This window comes from Streptomyces sp. NPDC030991 (assembly GCF_055571235.1).
This window is the reverse complement of sequence record NZ_JBVIFR010000003.1, coordinates 415823-436116: the sequence shown is the minus strand read 5'-3', so window position 1 is coordinate 436116 and position 20294 is coordinate 415823. Positions and strand designations below refer to the sequence as shown.

16 protein-coding genes are annotated in these 20294 nt (G+C 71.9%); 8 read left to right on the top strand and 8 right to left on the bottom strand.

Going from position 1 to position 20294, the window contains the following annotated elements:
* The first annotated feature begins 13 nt into the window (after positions 1-13).
* Positions 14-1000 (top strand): alpha/beta fold hydrolase, encoded by a 987-nt coding sequence (locus ACZ45E_RS08095; protein WP_468217973.1) that lies wholly within the window; start codon positions 14-16, stop codon positions 998-1000.
* Here the strand turns inward: ACZ45E_RS08095 and ACZ45E_RS08090 are convergent.
* Positions 960-1481: a GNAT family N-acetyltransferase gene (locus ACZ45E_RS08090; RefSeq protein WP_468217971.1), complete on the bottom strand. Its 522-nt coding sequence runs from the start codon at positions 1479-1481 to the stop codon at positions 960-962. The genes ACZ45E_RS08095 and ACZ45E_RS08090 overlap by 41 nt on opposite strands.
* A 33-nt stretch (positions 1482-1514) precedes the next feature.
* Here ACZ45E_RS08090 and ACZ45E_RS08085 point away from each other — a divergent pair, with 33 nt between their 5' ends.
* Entirely contained in the window at positions 1515-2420 is a 906-nt protein-coding gene (locus ACZ45E_RS08085) for a LysR family transcriptional regulator (protein ID WP_468217968.1), read from the top strand.
* Between the two features lie 114 nt (positions 2421-2534).
* Here ACZ45E_RS08085 and pepN (ACZ45E_RS08080) read toward each other — a convergent pair whose 3' ends face one another.
* The gene (gene pepN, locus ACZ45E_RS08080) at positions 2535-5102 is read right to left on the bottom strand and encodes an aminopeptidase N (protein ID WP_468217966.1); all 2568 of its coding nucleotides are present in this window, start codon (positions 5100-5102) and stop codon (positions 2535-2537) included.
* Positions 5103-5230: 128 nt separating this feature from the next.
* On the opposite strand from pepN (ACZ45E_RS08080), the gene ACZ45E_RS08075 reads away from it, so the two are divergent.
* On the top strand, positions 5231-5743 hold the full coding sequence (locus ACZ45E_RS08075) for a DUF1203 domain-containing protein (RefSeq protein WP_468217963.1): 513 nt from the start codon (positions 5231-5233) through the stop codon (positions 5741-5743).
* 126 nt (positions 5744-5869) lie between these two features.
* On the opposite strand, the gene ACZ45E_RS08070 is transcribed toward ACZ45E_RS08075, so the two are convergent.
* On the bottom strand, positions 5870-6889 hold the full coding sequence (locus ACZ45E_RS08070; protein ID WP_468217960.1) for an aspartate-semialdehyde dehydrogenase: 1020 nt from the start codon (positions 6887-6889) through the stop codon (positions 5870-5872).
* Positions 6890-7072: 183 nt separating this feature from the next.
* On the opposite strand from ACZ45E_RS08070, the gene ACZ45E_RS08065 reads away from it, so the two are divergent.
* The gene (locus tag ACZ45E_RS08065) at positions 7073-7597 is read left to right on the top strand and encodes a sigma-70 family RNA polymerase sigma factor (RefSeq protein ID WP_468217958.1); all 525 of its coding nucleotides are present in this window, start codon (positions 7073-7075) and stop codon (positions 7595-7597) included.
* Position 7598: 1 nt separating this feature from the next.
* Complete coding sequence (locus ACZ45E_RS08060) at positions 7599-8333, top strand: hypothetical protein (protein ID WP_468217955.1); 735 nt, start codon at positions 7599-7601, stop codon at positions 8331-8333.
* Between the two features lie 81 nt (positions 8334-8414).
* On the opposite strand, the gene ACZ45E_RS08055 is transcribed toward ACZ45E_RS08060, so the two are convergent.
* On the bottom strand, positions 8415-11750 hold the full coding sequence (locus ACZ45E_RS08055; protein WP_468217952.1) for a S8 family serine peptidase: 3336 nt from the start codon (positions 11748-11750) through the stop codon (positions 8415-8417).
* Between the two features lie 245 nt (positions 11751-11995).
* Here ACZ45E_RS08055 and ACZ45E_RS08050 point away from each other — a divergent pair, with 245 nt between their 5' ends.
* Positions 11996-12445, top strand: a complete 450-nt coding sequence (locus tag ACZ45E_RS08050; RefSeq protein WP_468217949.1) for an NUDIX hydrolase — start codon at positions 11996-11998, stop codon at positions 12443-12445.
* A gap of 239 nt (positions 12446-12684) precedes the next feature.
* Positions 12685-14445: a TIGR03767 family metallophosphoesterase gene (locus ACZ45E_RS08045; protein ID WP_468217947.1), complete on the top strand. Its 1761-nt coding sequence runs from the start codon at positions 12685-12687 to the stop codon at positions 14443-14445.
* 19 nt (positions 14446-14464) lie between these two features.
* Here the strand turns inward: ACZ45E_RS08045 and ACZ45E_RS08040 are convergent, their stop codons facing one another.
* A complete protein-coding gene (locus tag ACZ45E_RS08040; protein WP_468217946.1) occupies positions 14465-15535 on the bottom strand; it encodes a hypothetical protein in 1071 nt (356 codons plus the stop codon).
* Positions 15536-15744: 209 nt separating this feature from the next.
* Positions 15745-18324, bottom strand: coding sequence for an aminopeptidase N (gene pepN, locus ACZ45E_RS08035; RefSeq protein WP_468217943.1), 2580 nt, complete (start codon positions 18322-18324; stop codon positions 15745-15747).
* A gap of 168 nt (positions 18325-18492) precedes the next feature.
* On the opposite strand from pepN (ACZ45E_RS08035), the gene ACZ45E_RS08030 reads away from it, so the two are divergent.
* Positions 18493-19134 carry a mycothiol-dependent nitroreductase Rv2466c family protein gene (locus tag ACZ45E_RS08030; RefSeq protein ID WP_468217941.1) on the top strand — a complete coding sequence of 214 codons (642 nt, stop codon included), beginning with the start codon at positions 18493-18495 and terminating at the stop codon, positions 19132-19134.
* A 12-nt stretch (positions 19135-19146) separates the two neighbouring features.
* On the opposite strand, the gene ACZ45E_RS08025 is transcribed toward ACZ45E_RS08030, so the two are convergent.
* Both ACZ45E_RS08025 and ACZ45E_RS08020 read right to left on the bottom strand, forming a co-directional pair.
* A complete protein-coding gene (locus ACZ45E_RS08025) occupies positions 19147-19362 on the bottom strand; it encodes a hypothetical protein (RefSeq protein ID WP_468217939.1) in 216 nt (71 codons plus the stop codon).
* Between the two features lie 132 nt (positions 19363-19494).
* Positions 19495-20145 (bottom strand): superoxide dismutase, encoded by a 651-nt coding sequence (locus ACZ45E_RS08020; RefSeq protein WP_468217936.1) that lies wholly within the window; start codon positions 20143-20145, stop codon positions 19495-19497.
* Between the last annotated feature and the right edge of the window lie 149 nt (positions 20146-20294).

Below are 20294 nucleotides of genomic sequence, written 5' to 3'. Positions count from 1 at the left end.
CCCGGAGGTCCCCATGGAGCAGCCGCCCGTCACCGCCCCCGTACACCGTCTGGTCCCGACCCCCGCGGGCCGCACCCACCTCGTGGAACAGGGCACGGGCCCGCTCGTCCTGCTCCTGCACGGCTTCCCCGAGTCCTGGTACTCCTGGCGCCGTCAGCTCCCGGTTCTGGCGGCGGCCGGCTACCGGGCCGTCGCCATCGACGTACGCGGCTACGGACGCTCCTCCAGGCCCGCCGCGATCGAGGCGTACCGGATGACGGAGCTCGTCGAGGACAACGTCGCCGTGGTGCGCGCGCTCGGCGAGGAGAGCGCCGTGGTCGTCGGGCACGACTGGGGTGCCAACATCGCCGCGAACTCCGCGCTGCTGCGACCGGACGTCTTCCGCGCCGTGGCCCTGCTGAGCGTGCCGTACGCGCCGCGCGGCGGACCCCGGCCCAGCGAGGTGTTCGCCGGGATGGCGGGCGGGGAGCAGGAGTTCTACGTCTCGTACTTCCAGGAGCCCGGCCGCGCCGAGGCCGAGATCGAGCCCGACGTACGCGGCTGGCTGGCCGGGCTCTACGCGGCGCTGTCCGTCGACACGATGCCGGGACCCGACGCCCCCGACCCGCACTTCGTCGGGCGCGGCGGCCGGATGCGGGACCGCTTCCCGGCGCCCGGCCGGCTGCCCGGCTGGCTCGACGAGGCCGAACTCGACGCCTACGCGGGGGAGTTCGAGCGCACCGGGTTCGGCGGCGCGCTCGCCCGCTACCGCACCATGGACCGGGACTGGGCCGACCTGGAGCCCTACGACGGTGCCCCGATCACGCAGCCGTCCCTCTTCATCGGCGGCGCGCTCGACGCGTCCACGACGTGGCTCGCCGACGCGATCGAGGCATTCCCGAAGACCCTGCCGGGGCTCGTCGCCTCGCACGTCCTCGACGAGGCCGGGCACTGGCTCCAGCAGGAGCGGCCCGACGAGGTCAACCGCCTGCTGCTCCAGTGGCTGGCCGCCCTGCCGTAGCCGTGCCCGCGTCCGCGTTCACCTCCAGCTCCATCAGCGGCAGCGCCCGCCCCGGCAGCGACCCGGAGGGGATCGAGCCGACCCGGCGCCCGCCCATCGCCTCGTAGAACGGCACCGCGTTCGGGTCGGCGGCCCAGCCGAAGCGGGTGAAACCGGCGGCGCGCGCCACCTCCCGGACGCGGTCGAACAGGAGGCGGCCCACGCCGCCCCCGATCGCGTCCGGGTCGACGAACATCAGGCCCAGCTCGCCCCGTGGCGGCCGTCCTTCGAGCGTCGCCAGGCCGACGAGCCGCCCGTCCGGCGCCTGGGCCACCAGGGTCCGCCGCGCCTCGACCTCCGCCGCCCGCAGCGTCAGCTCGTCGACGCAGGCCGCCATGAACGCCTCGTCGTATCCCCAGTGCGCCTTCGACCGCAGGGCCAGCGCGCTCAACTCTTCCGCCTCGTCCGGGCGGGCCGCCCGGATCCGTACCGTCTGCCGCATGCCGTCAGCGTAGGCCGGGTTACGTTGTGGCGTATGAGCGAGCACGCGCCGAGACCCGACCGGTGGGACATCAAGAAGCTGCTGATCCTGCGCACCCTGCGCGAGCGCGGCACCGTCACCGCCACCGCGCAGGCGCTCCTCATGACACCGTCCGCCGTGTCCCAGCACCTCACCAACCTGGCGAAACAGCTCGGCGTGCCCCTCCTGGAGGCGCAGGGGCGCCGGGTGCGGCTCACCGACGCGGCCCGACTCGTACTGCGCCACGCGGACGCCGTCCTCGCCCAACTGGAGCGCGCCGACGCCGAGGTGGAGCAGTACCTGCGCGGCGAGTCGGGGACGGTCCGGGTCGCCGCGTTCTCCACCGCCGTACCCGCGCTCGTCGTGCCCGCCGTCCGCGCGCTGCGCACCGCCCACCCCGGGATCACCGTCCGGGTGCGCGAGGCGGAGGCGGCCCAGGCCGACGAGTTGCTCGCGTCCGGCGACGTCGATCTGGCCCTCTCGCTCGCCGTGCACGCGCCGACCGCCCGCGACTCCAGGTTCACCCGGGTGCCGCTGCTCGCCGATCCGCTGGACGTCGCCCTGCCGGTCGGGCATCCGCTGGCGCGGGAGCCGGACCTGCGCCTCGCCGACCTCGCGGGCGAACCCTGGATCTTCGGCGGCTCCGGCCCTTGGTCCGACATCACCGTCGCCGCCTGCGAGGCCGCCGGATTCGTGCCCGAGCAGGCCCACAGCGCGGCCGGGTGGACGGCGATCCTCGCGCTGGTCGAGGCGGGCATGGGGGTCGCGCTCGTACCGCGGATGGCGGCGGCCCGGCGGGACGGCGTCGTGATGTGCGCGCTGGGCGCCGACCGTCCCGTACAGCACGTGGTGGCGGCCGTGCGCAGGGGCGCGGAGGACGGGACGACCGTGCGGCGGGTCCTCGACGCGCTCCGCCCCTGAGATGGCGCACGCAGTGCGCGTCTCGGGGGCGCGGGGAACTGCGCGGCCAGCCCCCACCGGACCCGCGGCCCGCGGCCGAAAAGGGCCGCGGGTCCGGCAGACGGGACGAAAGGGCTAGGCGTCCGCCCCCTGCGCCCGCAGGGCCCGGGCGACCCCGGCCCGCGACTCCGACACCAGACGACGAAGCGCAGCGCCCGGCTCCGCCGAGTCCAGCCACTCGTCCGTCCGGGAGAGCGTCGCCTCCGAGACGTGCACCGCCGGGTACAGCCCGACCGCGATCTGCTGCGCCATCTCGTGGGACCGCGAGTCCCACACGGACCGCAGCACCTCGAAGTACTTCTCCGTGTACGGAGCGAGCAGCTCGCGCTGGTCGGTCTGGACGAAACCGCCGATGACCGCTTCCTGCACCGCGTTGGGCAGCTTGTCGGACTCGACGACGGAGGCCCACGCCTCGGCCTTCGCCTCCGGCGTCGGGCGCGCGGCGCGGGCGGTCGCCGCGTGCCGCTCGCCGGCCGCGGTCCTGTCCCGCTCGTACTCGCTGGTGATCTCCGTCTCGTCGAACCGGCCGACCGCCGCGAGCCGCTGCACGAACGCCCAGCGCAGCTCGGTGTCGACGGCCAGTCCCTCGATGGTCTGGGTCCCCTCCAGCAGACCGTCCAGGACATCGAGCTGCTCCGGCGTGCGGGCCGTCGCCGCGAACGCCCGCGCCCACGCCAGCTGGTGGTCGCTGCCCGGCTCCGCGGTCCGCAGATGCGTCAGCGCCGCCTCGGTCCAGCGGCCCAGCAGCGTGTCCCGGTGCGCCGGGGCCGCGTACAGGTCGATGGCCAGCTTCACCTGGCGGTGCAGCGACTGCACGACGCCGATGTCGGACTCCTTGGCGATGTTGGCCAGCACCAGGTCCAGGTAGGCGCTGGTGGACAGTTCGGCGTCGCGCGTCATGTCCCAGGCCGACGCCCAGGACAGGGCGCGCGGCAGCGAGGACTCGAAGTCGCCCAGGTGCTCGGTGACGACGGCGAGGGACTGCTCGTCGAGGCGGACCTTCGCGTACGACAGGTCGTCGTCGTTGAGCAGGACCACGGCCGGCCGGTGCTTGCCGACGAGCTGCGGCACCTGCGTCGACTCGCTCGCCGTGACGTCGAGCTCGACGCGCTCGCCGCGCACCAGCTTGCCGGCGTCGTCCAGGTCGTAGAAGCCGATCGCGATGCGGTGCGGCCGCAGCGTCGAGGTGCCCTTGGCGCCCTCGGGCAGCGCCGGGGCCTCCTGGCGGACCGCGAACGCCGTGATGACACCGTCGGCGTCGGTCTCGAACTCCGGGCGCAGCACGTTGATCCCGGCCGTCTCCAGCCACGCCTTCGACCAGGACTTCAGGTCACGGCCGCTGGTCTCCTCCAGCGCGCCCAGCAGATCGCTCAGGCGCGTGTTCCCGAAGGCGTGCCGCTTGAAGTACGCCTGCACACCACGGAAGAACTCGTCCTGACCGACGTACGCGACGAGCTGCTTGAGGACGGAGGCGCCCTTCGCGTACGTGATGCCGTCGAAGTTGACGAGGACGTCGTCCAGGTCGTTGATCTCCGCCATGATCGGGTGCGTGGACGGCAGCTGGTCCTGGCGGTACGCCCACGTCTTCATGGAGTTGGCGAACGTCGTCCACGAGTGCGGCCAGCGCGAACCCGGCGCGTACGCCTGGCAGGCGGCCTCGGCGTACGTGGCGAACGACTCGTTCAGCCACAGGTCGTTCCACCACTCCATGGTGACCAGGTCGCCGAACCACATGTGGGCCAGCTCGTGCAGGATCGTCGCCGCCCGCACCTCGTACGCGGCGTCCGTCACCTTGGAGCGGAACACGTACTGGTCGCGGATGGTGACCGCGCCCGCGTTCTCCATCGCGCCCGCGTTGAACTCCGGCACGAACAGCTGGTCGTACTTGGCGAACGGGTACGCGTAGTCGAACTTCTCCTGGAACCAGTCGAAGCCCTGCCGCGTCACCTCGAAGATCGCGTCCGAGTCGAGGTGCTCGGCGAGCGAGGGCCGGCAGTAGATGCCGAGCGGCACGCTCTGCCCGCCGGGGCCCTCGTAGGAGGAGTGCACCGAGTGGTACGGGCCGGCGATGAGCGCCGTGACGTACGTCGACATCCGCGGCGTCGGCTCGAAGGACCAGAGGTCGTCCTTCGGCTCGGGCGTCGGCGAGTTGGAGATCACCGTCCAGCCGCTGGGCGCCTTCACGGTGAACCGGAAGGTGGCCTTCAGGTCCGGCTGCTCGAAGCTCGCGAAGACGCGCCGCGCGTCCGGCACCTCGAACTGCGTGTACAGGTACGCCTGCTGGTCGACGGGGTCGACGAACCGGTGCAGCCCCTCGCCGGTGTTCGTGTACGCGCAGTCGGCGACGACGCGCAGCTCGTTCGGGCCCGCCTCCAGGCCGCTCAGCGCGATGCGCGAATCGGCGAAGACGGCGGCGGCGTCGAGGGTGTTCCCGTTGAGGACCACCTCGTGGACGGTCGGCGCGACGAGGTCGATGAACGTCTCGGCGCCCGCCTCCGCGCTGTCGAAGCGCACGGTGGTCACCGACCGGTACGTGCCGCCCTCCTGCGCGCCGGAGAGGTCGAGATCGATCTCGTACGAGTCAACGGTGAGCAGCTTCGCCCGCTGTTGCGCCTCTACGCGGGTCAGATTGGTGCCAGGCACGCGGTCATCTCCTAGTGCGGTTACGTGTTCTGCGGTGACGTTTCCGGTCATCCTTCCACGCGGGGACGTACGAGCGCGATGTCCGTTTTCCGCCGGTGAACACGCGCGCGCGGGAGCACTCTTCAGCTATGACCAGGTACACCGCACGCCCCATCGGGGCCGCCGCCCTCAAGGAACTCAGGACCACCGACGACGCGGGCCGCGCCTGCGCCCCGTACACCGCCACCGACGACGACGCGGGCTCCCCGCTGCGCTGCTGCCTGCGGCCGATCCGCGCGGGCGAACGGATCGCCCTCGTCTCGTACGCGCCGCTGCGCCGCTGGGCGGCCGCGACGGGCGCGCACCCCGGCGCCTACGACGAGCAGGGCCCGGTCTTCCTGCACGCCGCCGCCGGGGACTGCCCGGGCTACGTCCCCGACCCCGACCGCTACCCCTTCGACCGGCCCGGCGCCCTGCGCACCCTGCGCCGCTACGACGCCCGCGGGCACATCGCGGGCGGCCGGCTCCTGGAGATCCCGGAGGCCGCGACGGCCGGCTTCGACACGGCCCTCGACGAGGCGTTCACCGACCCGGACGTGGCGCTCGTGCACGTCCGGGCCGTGGAGTACGGCTGCCTGCAGTTCGAGGTGCGGCGGCCCTGAGAGAGGCGCTTCGCGCGCCCTCATGGGGCTGTGGCGAAGCCGTATGCTCCAGGGGCGCGGGGAACTGCGCGACCAGCCACGACGGTGGCGCGCCTTGGAGACGACCGGGCCCGGCAGGCGCCGCGCCTACTTGGCGGACAGCTCCCCCGCCACCAGCTCCGCGATCTGCACAGCGTTCAGCGCAGCGCCCTTGCGGAGGTTGTCGTTGGAGATGAACAGCGACAGCCCGTTCTCGACCGTCTCGTCACCGCGGATACGGCCCACGAACGACGCGTCCTGGCCCGCGGCCTGCAACGGCGTAGGAATGTCGGAGAGCTCGACGCCCGGCGCGCCGCCGAGCAGCTCCGTGGCGCGCTCGACGGAGATGGGGCGGGCGAAGCGGGCGTTCACCTGGAGGGAGTGGCCGGAAAAGACCGGTACGCGCACGCAGGTGCCGGAGACCTTGAGCTCCGGGATCTCCAGGATCTTGCGGGACTCGTTGCGGAGCTTCTGCTCCTCGTCCGTCTCGTTCAGCCCGTCGTCCACGATGGCGCCCGCGAGCGGCAGCACGTTGAAGGCGATGGGGCGCTTGTAGACGTTCGGCTCGGGGAAGTCGACGGCCCCGCCGTCGTGCGTCAGCTTGTCGGCCTCGGCGACGACCTTCTGCGCCTGCCCGTGCAGCTCGGCCACACCGGCGAGGCCCGAGCCCGAGACGGCCTGGTACGTGGCGACGACCAGGGCTTCGAGGCCCGCCTCGTCGTGCAGCGGACGCAGCACCGGCATCGCGGCCATCGTCGTGCAGTTCGGGTTGGCGATGATGCCCTTGGGGCGGTCCGCGATCGCGTGCGGGTTGACCTCGGAGACGACCAGCGGCACCTCGGGGTCCTTGCGCCAGGCCGAGGAGTTGTCGATGACGACGGCGCCCTGCGAGGCGACCTTCTCCGCGAGCGCCTTCGAGGTGGCGCCGCCGGCGGAGAAGAGCACGATGTCCAGGCCCGTGTAGTCGGCCGTGGAGGCGTCCTCGACGGTCACGCCGTCCACCACCGTCCCGGCACTGCGCGCCGACGCGAACAGACGCAGCTCGTCGACCGGGAAGGCACGCTCCACGAGGATCTTGCGCATGACCGTGCCGACCTGACCGGTGGCTCCGACGATTCCGACCTTCACAGGGTTCCTCCGTGCTTGCGTGCGGCCATCCGGCCTGGCGGGTGCGTCCATGATGTGTCTGTCCAGGGCCGCCTTGTCCAATCGATTGTCCGGGGTACGGGACACGTGGGGTTCACCACAGGCGGAGTCGAACGTTCCGGACCTCTTCCGCGTCGTAGGGCACACGCGGGGAGGGGAGGGGCATTGCTGCGCGGAAAATCATGGGGACGGCCGAAGGACGTGCCGGACCCGCTCGACGGCGGGGTCGAGGACCGGGTGCGGGCCGTCCTGTCGCTGGGCGGGGTGCCGTACGCCGATCTGCCGGACGGGGTCCAGCAGGTGCGGCTGCGGCTCCTGGAGCGGGCGGCGAAGGGGCAGGACGCGCCGCGCGACGTCTCGGCGTGGGCGGCGGTCGTCGCCTCCAACCTCGCCATGGACTGGCACCGGGCGCGCCGCCGCCAGGAACGCCTCGGGGAGCGCCTGGCCGCGCTGCGCCAGGAGGACTCCCGGGACGCCGCCGACAGCCGTGTCCTCTCGCTCGCCGTCGCCCAGGGCCTCGACGAGCTGCCCGACCAGCAGCGGCAGGTGGTGGTGCTGCGGTTCTACGCCGATCTGCCGGTCCGGGACATCGCGGCCGAGCTCGGCGTGCCCGAGGGCACCGTCAAGAGCCGGCTGCACACGGCCGTCCGCCTGCTGCGGGCCCGGCTGCGCGAACAGGAGGTGGTGTGACGTGGAGGACAGCGCACACGAGGACCGGCTCCTGATGCCGGCCATCACCGGGGAGCCGCTGCCCGACGACCCGGACGCCGCGGCCGTGGCGGCGGACATCGCGCTGCTGCGGGCCCAGGTCCGTGGTCTCGGCGACGCGCTGGCGGCCCGCCCGGCCCCGGCCGCGGGCCCGGCCCCGAAACCGGTGCGGACGCCCGCGCCCGTACGCGTACGCCGTCGTCGGCCCCTGCGGATCGCGCTCGGCGGGCTCGCCGCGGCGGGCGGTCTGGCCGTGGCGAGCGTCATGGTGTGGACCGTCGTGCAGGGCGGCGCGGGGACGGCGGCGGACGACGGGGACAACAAGGCGGTCGCCGACAACGGCAAGTCGGCGGGCGACGAGAGCGCCGATCTGTCCCCGGAAGGCTTCGTGGCCTGCTCCCGCGTCATCGCGGAGGGCACGGTGGTGAAGGTGGAGCCGCTCTCCGGCACCGGCCAGGACCGCATCACGCTCCGGGTCACCCGGTACCTGAAACCGGCGGCGGGCGGCGCGCGGACGCTCACCTTCCCGATGGACCACGACGTGGACCCGCGCCTGAAGACCGGGGACCGGCCGCTGATCACCCTTCCCCGGGGCGGGCGGCAGCCGGACAACTGGGCCACGGGCAAGGAAGCGGCGAGCCTGCGCGCGATGGTGCTGAAGGCCCTGCCGGGCTCCCGCACCGTCCGGTGCGACAAGGCGCCGGGGCCGGGGGTGTGAGACGGCGACGGGGGCGGACACCGACCGGCGTCCGCCCCCGCGCTCAAGCCGCCCCGAGTATGACGGGGTGACCTTCTCGTATTACGGGGTGACCTTCTCGATCTTCACGCTGCCGACGCCCGCGGCGACGCCCCGCTCGTTCAGCAGCTGCACCTGGCCGAAGAACTCCCGGCCCTCAGGCGCGGCCGCCGCGGCGACGACCTCCGCGGTGACGTCCGTGGACGCCCCGCTCGCCAGCGTCACGGTCTTCGCCTCGTCGACCTTCACCGTGCCGAGCGACGGGGAGAAGAAGACGTCGACGTAGTCGTACGCGGTCGAGCCGGACGGCACCGAGTAGCCCGCGACCTCGATCGTGTACGTGCCGGCGGCCGGCTTCGCGATGCTGACGGACTCCTCGGAGTCACCGTCGGCGGACGACGCGACGGTGGTACCGGCCGCGTTCTTGACCGTCAGGTCGAGGTCGGCGGCCTGGTCGGAGACGTTGCCGATGGAGACGTCGAGCTTGTCGGCGCCCGCGGGCACCTCGATCGTCGACGTCTGCGTGGCACCGTCCGCGATGGTCGGCCGCGCCGACTTGGACGAGCCGAGCGGGCCGCCCTGGAGCTTCCCGCCGTTGATGGCGGCGAAGTTGTTCGTCACCTTCCAGTCGACGGCGGCCGGGGTGCCGACCTTCGCCTCGGGCAGCGTGCGCACGGCCGGGTCGAAGGAGACGCCGAGCACCGAGGCGTCCAGCGTGTACGGGTTGTCGAGCAGCGGCGACGTACGGCGCGCCTCGACCTCGATCTCCCAGACACCGGCCTGTGGGTCCGCGTACGAACGCAGGTCCGGGCGGCAGGTGTTGGCCGGGTTCTCGTAGTTCGGGTAGCAGCTCGGCGTCGACGTGTCGTCGGACGGCACACCGTAGGGGTGGATGGAGATGAAGCGGGTCTGGCTCGTGGCCTTGAGCCCGCTCATCCGCACCTGGAGCGCCTTCGCGCCCTCGGGCACCGTCAGGAAGTAGGACGTGGTGCTGTTGCGCTGCACCGAGCCCTTGCCGGTGAAGGTGTACGACGGCGCGGCCAGCGGCGCGGAGACGACGACCGTCGCCATGATCTGCTGGTCGACGCCCTCGGTGCGCGGGTCGTTCACCTGGAGGATGGCGCTGCGCAGCCCGGCCGACTCCGGCCTGGCCTGCACCTTCACGGTGACGGCCTTGTTCAGCGGCAGCCAGACGCCGCTCGGCCCGGCGAGGCGGAAGGTGTCACCGGAGTTGTTCTTCAGCGACAGCTTGTGCAGCACCGGCTTGGCGGAGCCGGACGTACGCGTGATGGTCACGTCGTACGTCTTCTTCTGCCCGGCCTTGAGGCCGCCCTCGCGGTCGTAGAGGCCGGTGCCGAAGCCCGGCGTCTTCAGCGCGTAGTCGATCGCGGTGTCGACGGGCGCCTTCACGGTGTACGTGTGCGCGCTCGCCCCGTCCTCGATCGCGTCCCACGCGTCCTCGATGGAGATGAGGCCGGAGCCCTCGGCGTACGCCTGCTCGCCCTTGATGTGGCTCGCGGTCGAGGTGAGCGCGGTGCGCAGCTTCGCCGGGGTCAGGTCCAGGTGGGCGCGCTTCGCGGCGGACAGCAGCAGCGCGGAGGCACCGGCGGCCTGCGGCGAGGCCATCGACGTGCCCTGGAGCATGGAGTAGCCGGCCGGCAGCGAGTAGCCCGCCTCGGCGACCGGGGAGCCGGGCAGCCAGGTCTGGGTCGTGTTGATCGCCGCGCCGGGCGCCGTGATGATCGGCGCGAAGCCGCCGTCCTCGCGCGGGCCGCGCGAGGAGAAGGGCATCATCGCGTACGACTTCTCCACCTTGGAGCCGTAGTTGGCGGCCCAGGTCTCCTTGGAGATGGAGGCGCCGACCGAGAGGACCTTGTCCGCGAGGCCGGGGTCGCCGATGGTGTTGGCGCCGGGGCCCGAGTTGCCCGCGGAGATCACGAGCTGCACGCCGTACTGGTCGATGAGGCGCGTGTAGAGCTCGGAGCGGGCGTTGTTGCCGTCGTTCAGCGCGGGCAGGCCGCCGATCGACATGTTCACGATGTCCACGCCGCGGTTGGCGACGAGGTCGATCATGCCCTCGGTGAGCGCGACGTTGGTGCAGCCGCCGGTCCAGGTGCAGGCACGGGAGGAGACGAGCTTGGCGCCGGGCGCGGCACCGTTCATGTTCTTGTTGCCGAACAGCGCGTTGGCGGCGGTGATGCCCGCGACGTGCGTGCCGTGCTCGGACTCGATGACGCCGATGTTGACGAAGTCGAGCTTCTTGCCGACCCAGTCACCGCCGTACGGGTCCATGGGGACGTCCTTGCGGATCTCCACCACGAACGACACGCGCTCGACGACGTCCGTCGCCGGGTCGTCCTTGCCGAAGTACCCGATCTGGTAGCCGTCCTTGTACGGCTTCATCGGGGCGTCGTCGGTGAAGTCGGCGTTGTCGTTCAGGTCGACGGTGACGGTGCCGGCCTTGGCGTCGTAGAGCACGCCCCACTTGTCGGTGGTGTCGCCGTCCCGGTTCAGGTCGCCCTTGGCGTCGCCGCCGGTGGTCGCGGCCTCGGCGAACGTGCTGAAGCCGAAGGTCCCCGAACCCGCCTTGTACGTACGGCCGCCCGCGGTGAACGTCGGCCCGGTCACCGAGGTGGCCATCGGGCGCCAGGTGGCGTCGGCGTCCACGATCGGGTCGGTCGAGGTGACCCAGTCGACGATCTTGCGCTCGCCCGTCGTCGTCTTCTGCAGCGCCGGGTGGCCGAGGTCGACGCCGGAGTCGAGGATGCCGATGGTGACGCCGCGGCCGTCGGCCTTCGGGTTGTCCTTCACGAAGTCGACGGCGCCCGTCTCGAAGGACGGGTTGTACGGGTTCTTCGCCGGCGTGTTCCTGCCGGGGCCGCTGTACGAGCCGGTCGCCTTCTTCGCCGCGCCCTTGGCGGTGTCGCCCGCCGGGGTCGGGTCGTCGAGCTGGATCTCCTGGCGCAGGTCGATGCCGTGCACGGAGTCGAGCTTCTCGGCGGCCTTGATGGCGGCGTCGGCCCGGCCGGTCGGCAGGGTCGCCCGGACGTAGCCGAGCTTGTCGTAGGCGCGGCCCACGGAGCCGCCCTTGACGGCGTCGAGCTGCTTCGCCACCTGCTCGGTCGCGCCGGGGGCGGTGGCGACCATGAGGGTCACGTTCTTCTTGCCGTCGGCCTTCGCGTCGGCGAGGAGCTCCGCGTCGTGCGCGCCGAGCTTCTTGCCGGCGCTCTTGACGGCGGGGTCGGCGGACGGAGTGGTGTCGGCCGTGTGCGCGTCCGCGGCGAAGGCCATGGGTATCGGCCCGGCCGCGGTGAGTGCGGTCACCAGACCTGCGGCGGCCGCGAGCCGGGCCGCGCGTCTCGCTCCGGATATGGGTGCGCGCTGGGGATCGGGGGTCATCAACATCCCTGTACGTGAAGGTGGGACAACAAGGGGGTGTTCGAAGGGCTCCGGAATTCGGTGCCGGATGACCGCTCAGCTTTACTTAAGTGGCCACGGTTTGGGGAGAGTTGTCCGGGGCGGGATGAGGCCATGGCGTACTTCCGCCATACGCCACACAGGCCAAAACCCCCGCTACCGGGACGTACTCCCGCCGGTCCTTGAACACTCCGTGGAGATCATGAACTCTCCGTTAGCGTCAGGGGATGCACAAAGAGCTGAGGGTCGCGGCGTACGCCGTGTGCGTGCGCGACGGACAGGTCCTGCTCGCCCGCTGGGTCGCCGGCGACGGCAGCAAGCGCTGGACCCTGCCCGGCGGCGGCATGGACCACGGCGAGGACCCGTACGACACGGTCGTCCGCGAAGTGGACGAGGAGACCGGCTACACCGTCGACCCCGCTACCTTCCTCGGCGTCCACTCCGTCCTGCGCCGCTACCCCCGCAAGCTCGGCTCGGTCGCCGACTTCCACGGTCTGCGCCTCGTCTACGAGGGCACCGTCACCGGCGGCACCCTGCGCCACGAGGAGGGCGGCTCCACGGACATGGCCGCCTGGCACGACCTCACCGCCGTCGCCGGCCTGCCCCGGGTGGAGCTGGTCGACGTCGGACTGCGCCTGTGGCGCGAGCGCCCGCCCACCGGGCACCTCCTTCCCTGAAAGGTGAACACAGGGTGACGACGAGGGAGCGAGTTCCTCCCCGCACATGGCAAGGCACCGACCTCGCCGCCGTGCGGTGATCCACGTACGGTGATCGGCGCTGCGCGTTGCGTCGCCGTTCACGCGCAGGCCATCCCCGCTGCCAACGATCCAGTACGAGCGGGAAGTCCGGCCCGGCCCCCCGGTGCCGTCCGGCCCGCGGTCACTGTCGACGCGTCCGCACTCGGGGAGACCGCGCCATGTCACGCACACGCTCCGTCACCACAGCCGCCGCAGCACTCGACCGCCGTACGTTCCTGGCCGCCGCCGGCGCGGTGACGCTGTCCGCCGGACTCGGCTACGCCCTCGGCCCGGGCGGCTCCGAAGCCGCCGCGGGGCCCGCCCCGGCCCGCCGCCTCTCCTCCCGCCGGGCCCCCGCGGCCCCGCTCTCCCCCTACACCCGCGGCACCACCCTCGCCTCGGTCGCCGCCGCCCCGCCCGGACCCGCCTACCGCCGCCTCGGTGACGGACCGGCCTGGCCGCGCGTCGTCCGCCCCGACCTGGTGGCACCCCGGTCAGGCCGGGAGACCCGGCGCACCGCGCTCGCCGCCTTCGTGCACTTCACCGACCTGCACCTGGTCGACGTACAGCACCCGCTGCGCTACGAGTACCTGAGGTCGCAGACCGCCAGCGCCTGGCGGCCGCAGGAGGCGCTCTCGGTGGCCGGGGCCGTGGCCCTCGTGGAGCGGGTCAACGCGCTGCGCGGCGGCCCCGTCACCGCGTCCCCGCTCCACTTCGTCATGACGACCGGCGACAACACGGACAACAACGCCCGCTCCGAACTCGACTGGTTCCTCACGACGATGAGCGGCGGCCGCATCACCCCCAACACCGGCGACCCACACCACTACGAAGGCGTCCAGAACAGTGGACTGCCGCTCTACTGGCACCCCGACGCGGACCTGCGCGACACCGACAAACAGCGGCACGGCTTCCCCCGTATCCCCGGCCTCCTCGACGCGGCCATCGCCGAGGTGCGCAGCCCGGGCCTGAACCTGCCCTGGTACTCCACGGTCGGCAACCACGACTCACTGCCCGGCGGCTGCTACGCGCCCGGCGACCCGTTCTTCGCCGAGTTCGCCGTGGGCGGCCGCAAGCTGATGGAGCTGCCCGCCGCCGAGGCCAAGCCGGTCTGGGACAACGTGGAGCGGGGCGGCGACCCCAAGGGCGCCGCCTTCAAGCACCTCCTCACCACCCACGCCCGCGCCATGCGCTCCGTCACCCCGGACGAGTCCCGCGCCCCGTTCACCCCCGCCGAGTACCTCGCGGCGCATCTCGACCCGGCCCATACCGGCCCCGGCCCGGTCGGCCACGGCTACACACAGGCCAACCTCGCCGAGACCACCCAGTACTACGCGTTCCGGGTCTCCGGCGACATCCTCGGCGTCAGCCTCGACACGACCGACCCCGGCGGCCACTACCAGGGCTCGATCGGTACGAGTCAACTCGCCTGGCTGACACGGCAGTTGGCGGCGGCCGAGAAGCGCGGCGACCACGTGCTCGTCTTCTCGCACCACACCAGCGCCTCCATGCGCAACCTGCGTGAGGACCCCCGCCACCCCGGCGAGCGGCGCCACGGCGGCGAGGAGCTCGCCGCGCTGCTCGCCCGCCACCGCCCGGTCCTCGCCTGGATCAACGGCCACAGCCACAAGAACGCCATCACCGCGCACCCCGGGGAGAACGGCACCGGCGGCTACTGGGAGATCTCCACCGCCTCCCACGTCGACTTCCCCCAGCTCGCCCGCGTCATCGAGATAGCCGACAACCACGACGGCACGCTCTCCCTCTTCACCACCTGCGTCGAGTCGTCCGCCCCGCACCGCACCGACTACACCGACCTCGGCCAGACCGGTCTCGCCGCCCTCTACCGCGAACTCGCCCACAACGCCCCGGGCGCCCGGACGACGCTCTCCGGCAGACCGGACGACCGCAACACGGAACTCGTCCTGCGCAAGCGCTGACCGGCCCCGGCCCCCGCCTCTACCGGGGCAGCACCACGACGTACGCCGCCGGTTCCCGGTCGCCGGAGGCCATCAGCGCGGTCCTGACCACGGCGGCCTGCTGCTCCAGCGCCTCGCGCAGCTTCTTCGGCGTGAGGTGCACGACGGTGATGCCCAGCCGCTCCAGGTGCTCGCGCTTGCGGACGTTCTCGCTCCACAGGCCGGGGCCGTCATCGGCCTGCCGCGGCGTGCGGGTGTCCAGCTCCACGGCCACGGCCTGGTCGGGCCAGAACGCGTCGACGCCGCCGAGGTGCGGACCGCCGGGCAGTCGCAGGTCCACGTTCCACAGCGGGTCCGGCAGCCCGTACTCGCGCACCATCGCGAACAGCCGGCTCTCGGCGATCGCCCGCCCCTCCGCGAGCAGCGAGTCCACGGCGTCCACCACGTGCGGCCGCGAGAGCAGCCGGGCCTGCGTCAACTCCCGTACGACAGCGGCCGGTTCGCAGTGCCCGCCGCGTACCGCCTCGGTCAGCAGCCGGCGCACGGCGGCCGCGTCGGAGAGCTGCCCGATCGCGTCCGCCAGAGCCCGCGGCACCGGCGCGACCGGAACCCCCGACAGCTGCACGGGACACGGCATGCCCGTGGTGCGGACGAGCCGAGCGAAATCGGTGGACCGCAGCCGACGGGTGCGCGGTACGAGGACGTCGACGTGGCCGAGCGAGAGCAGTGGGGGAGCGGACGCGAACCCGTGCAGTGCCAGCGCCGCCGCCCCTGTGACCATGGCGTCCGCGTAGGGCACGACGGGCGCGCCGTGGGCGTCGCCGGGGGCGGGCTGCGCCGGTACACCGTCCGTGCGCTGCCCGTCCTGCGGGCGCCCCGCGTACAGCAGCACCGCGTGCAGCCGCTCCTCGGCGGTCGGCGGGCCCGGGTGGAGCAGGAACACCCCGGGCAGGACGCGCTGCCAGGGCCCGCCGGGCCGGCACTGCTCGCTCGCCACGGAGGCGCTGACCCCGTGCGCCTTCAGCTGCGCGCCGCTCATGACGCGCCGCTGGGAGCCGATGAGGTGGCGAAGGGGACGGGGTGACAGGGAAGCCGGGGTGTTGTGGTTCATGACCCGGACATTCCCGGCCGGAACACCCCAGCTAACCGCTGTTACAGTCTCGTCGACAAAACCGGACAAGGTCGCCCTAAAGTCCATGCGTTCGACTGCCGAAAAGACCAGGCCGCGGAGGGGTTACGGCCGGTCATACTCACATTCCGTAACACCCGTCCCACGCGTCGGCGCCGGGCCCGCGTCAACCCGGCGCCGTACCCGCCCCGTTACCGTGCGGCGGTCGCGTCGCAGGCCTGTCCGCGCAGCGCCCGCGCCAGATCGTCCCTCGCCTCCAGGACGAGCCGCCGCAGCGCGGGCGCGGCCCCCTCGTGCGCGGCGAGCCACGCGTCGGTCTCCGCCAGCGTGTCCGGCGAGTCCTGGAGCGAGGGGAACAGCCCCCGCACCACGTCCATGCCGATCTGGATGGACCGCTCCTCCCACACGCGCTCGATCGCCGCGAAGTACTTCCGCGCGTACGGCGCCGTCAACTCCCGCTGCGACGGCTGCTGGAACCCGGCGATCACCGCCTCCACCAACGCGTTCGACAGCGCGTCGGACTCCACGACCTGCGCCCACGCCTGCGCCTTGACGGCCTCCGACGGGCGCGCCGCCAGGCACCGCACCTGGTGCCGCTTGCCGGACGCGGTGTCGTCCCGCGCCAGCTCCGCGGTGAGCACCGTCTCGTCGGCCGCGCCGTACGCGGCGAGCGTGTCCAGGAACGCCCAGCGCAGCTCCTGGTCGATCTCCAGACCGTCGATCTTCGCGCTGCCCGCCAACAGGCCCTCCAGCAACTGGAGATCGGCCGGGGACGAGGCGACCGACGTGAAGAAACGCGCCCACGTCAGCTGGTGCTGGCTGCCGGGCTCGGCGAGCCGCAGCTCACGCAGCGCGCCCTCGGCGAGCAGCCGCCCGCCCTCCTCGCGCCACCGCGGCGCCGCGTAGTGCGCCAGCGCGGACCGCGCCCACGCGTGCAGCATCTGCAGGACCCCGATGTCCGACTCGCGGCCCGCGAACCGCAGCACCAGGTCGACGAAGTCCCGGGCCGGCATGAGCGCGTCCCGCGTCAGGTTCCACAGCGCGGTCCAGCACAGGGCGCGGGCCAGGGGGTCGGAGAGGTCGCCGAGCTGGTCCCGCAGCGTCGCGAGCGAGTTCTCGTCGAACCGGATCTTGCAGTACGTGAGGTCGTCGTCGTTGACGAGCACCAGCTCGGGCGCCTCGGCCCCGGCCAGCTCGGTGACGACGGTCCTCGGGCCCTCCACGTCGACCTCGGCGCGCGCGTACCGCTCCAGAGCGCCCTCGGGCGTACGCCGGTACAGCCCGACCGCGACGCGGTGCGGCCGCAGCTCCGGGTGGGACTCGGCGGCCTCCTGGAGCACGGCCAGCTCCGTGATCCGGCCCTCAGCGTTCAGGAGGGTCTGCGGTGTGAGGGAGTTGACGCCGGCCGTCTGGAGCCACGACCGCGACCACGTCGCCATGTCGCGTCCGCTGGTCTCCTCCAGGACCGACAGGAGATCGCCGAGGCGCGTGTTCCCGTACGCGTGCCGCTTGAAGTAGCGGCGCGCGCCTTCGAGGAACGCGTCCCGCCCCACGTAGGCGACGAGCTGCTTGAGCACGCTGGCGCCCTTGGCGTAGGTGATGCCGTCGAAGTTGAGCTTCGCGTCCTCCAGGTCCCGGATGTCGGCGGTGATCGGGTGCGTGCTCGGCAGCTGGTCCGCGCGGTACGCCCACGACTTGCGGTTGTTGGCGAACGTGATCCACCCGTTGGTGAACCGCGTCGCCTCCACCATCGAGAACGCCCCCATGAAGTCCGCGAAGGACTCCTTCAGCCACAGGTCGTCCCACCACTGCATGGTGACGAGGTCGCCGAACCACATGTGCGCCATCTCGTGCAGGATCACGTTCGCCCGGCGCTCGTACGACGCCTGCGTGACCTTGCCGCGGAAGATGAACTCCTCGCGGAAGGTGACCATGCCCGGGTTCTCCATGGCGCCGAGGTTGTACTCGGGCACGAACGCCTGGTCGTACTTGCCGAAGGGGTACGGGTAGTCGAAGTGCTCGTGGAAGAAGTCGAGCCCCTGCTTGGTGACGAGGAAGACGTCGTCGGCGTCGAAGTACGGGGCGAGACCCTTGCGGCACATCGCGCCCAGCGGCACGACGAGCTTCGACCCGTCCTCCAGGACCCGCTCGTAGGAGTCGGTCACGTAGTGGTACGGGCCTGCCACGACAGCGGTGATGTACGTCGAGATCGGCTTGGTCTCCGCGAACTGCCAGACCCCGTCGACGAGTTCACCGACCCCGTTCGACCAGACCGTCCACCCCTCGGGCGCCTGCGCGCTGAACCGGTAGGGCGCCTTCAGGTCGGGCTGCTCGAAGTTCGCGAAGACGCGGCGGGCGTCGGCGGGCTCGTACTGGGTGTAGAGGTAGACCTCGCCGTCCTCGGGGTCGACGAAGCGGTGCATGCCCTCGCCGGTGCGCGAGTAGGCGCACCGGGCGTCGACGACCAGCTCGTTCTCCTCGGCCAGCCCCTCCAGGTGGATACGGCTGCCGTCGAACACGGCGGCCGGGTCGAGGTCCTCGCCGTTCAGGGAGACCGCCGTCACCGACGGCGCGATCAGGTCCACGAAGGTGGCCGCCCCCGGCTCGTTCGCCCGGAACCGGATCGTGGTCACGGAGCGGAAGGTGCGCGGCCCCTCACCGGTCGTCTCACCCACCGCCGAGCGCAGGTCGAGCGCCACCTCGTACCCGTCGACGGACAGCAGACCCGCCCGCTCGCGGGCCTCGTCGCGGGACAGATTCTCTCCGGGCACGGCGGCACTCCTTCGTGACGTTCTCATGTGGCCTCGTCCAGGCCCTCGTGGGGCCGTTCGAACGCCTACGATCCTCGCACGCGCCCCCTGCGGCGGACAGCCGGGAATGCGCGCGGTGCGGCTCGCGTTGCCGCAGGCGAGACCACCCGGTGACTTCCGAGGAGAGCAATGTCCACTGTGGACGAGAAGACCCCCGTCGACTTCTGGTTCGACCCGCTCTGCCCCTGGGCCTGGATGACGTCGCGCTGGGTCCTGGAGGTCGAGAAGGTCCGCGACATCAAGGTCCGCTGGCACCTGATGAGCCTCGCCGTGCTGAACGAGCCGCGCCTGGAGGAGCTCCTCGAGGAGTACCAGGAAATGATGCGCACCCAGGCCTGGGGCCCGGTCCGCGTCGTCATCGCCGCGCAGCAGGAGCACGGCGCGGAGGTGCTCGGTGACCTGTACACGGCGCTCGGCACGCGTATCCACAACCGTGGTGAGGGCCCGACGAAGGAGGCCGTCGCCGGTGCCCTGGACGAGGTCGGCCTGCCCGCCTCGCTGCTCGACCACTGGGACGGCACCAAGTACGAGGCCGAGCTGCGCGCCTCCCACAAGGAGGGCATCGACCTCGTCGGCCAGGACGTCGGCACGCCGGTCATCGCGGTCCCCGGCGCGGACGGCAACCAGGTGGCCTTCTTCGGCCCGGTCGTCACCCCCGCCCCCAAGGGCGAGGAGGCGGCGAAGCTCTGGGACGGCACGCTGCTCGTCGCCTCGGTCCCGGGCTTCTACGAGATCAAGCGGACCCGCACGCAGGGCCCGGTCTTCGACTGAGACCGGGCGGGGTCAGGCGAGGCCGGCGGGGAACTGCACCATCGTGCCCTCGCTGGCGTAGGACCGGGCGGTGAGGCAGCCGGGCACGTCGCACTTCCACCAGTCCCCGGTGTACTTCACCTCCGTGTTCTGCCGCATCCAGTCCTTCTGCTTCTGGGTCAGGGGCTTGTGGGGCTGGGAGCGGTGGGGCCGGCAGGTCCGGCACGGCAGATTCATCGACTTGGCCATCCCCCTACGGTCCACCGGAACCCCGGATACCGACAGACCCCCGTGAGTCACGTCCTCACGGGGGTCCGTCCTTCATCCGCCCGCCCGCGCGAAGGTTGAGAAGACGATCACGAGGCGGGACGCTTCAGGGCGTCAGGGGGTGAGCAGCAGGCTGTTCACGCGCTCCTTCGCGGCCGCGTACCGCTTCGACACGTCCTGCCAGTTGACGACCTGCCACATGGCCTCGATGAAGTCGACCTTCTGGTTCTTGTACTGGAGATAGAAGGCGTGCTCCCAGGCGTCGAAGACCAGGATCGGCGTGGAGCCCTGGCCGACGTTGCCCTGGTGGTCGTAGACCTGCTCGACGATGAGGCGGTTGCTGAGCGGCTCGTAGGCGAGGACGCCCCAGCCCGAGCCCTGCGTCGTCGCCGCCGCCTTGGTCAGCTGGGTCTTGAACTTGGCGAAGGAGCCGAAGGACTCGGTGATCGCGTCCGCCAGCTCACCGACGCCGTCGGCGGCCAGCGGTTCGCCGCCGCCACCGTCCTTGGGGCTGTTCATGTTGTGCCAGTAGATGCTGTGCAGGATGTGCCCGGAGAGGTGGAAGGCCAGGCTCTTCTCCAGGCCGTTGACGGCGCCCCAGCTCTCCTTGTCGCGCGCCTCCGCCAGCTGCTCGAGGGTGTCGTTCGCGCCCTTCACGTACGCCGCGTGGTGCTTGTCGTGGTGCAGCTCGATGATCTGCGGGTTGATGACCGGTTCGAGCGCCGCGTAGTCGTACGGGAGTTCCGGGAGTGTGTAGATCGCCATGTCCGTCCGTGCCCTCCGGCTGCGAGATGCTGGTGCAGAGCTTATTGCAAGTGATGTGCAAGTGCAGGCTAACAGCAGGAGTGGGCCGAAGATGATCAGCCTTTCGACCTAGGCCGCGCCGGAACGCGAAGAGGCCCCCGGAACAGAGT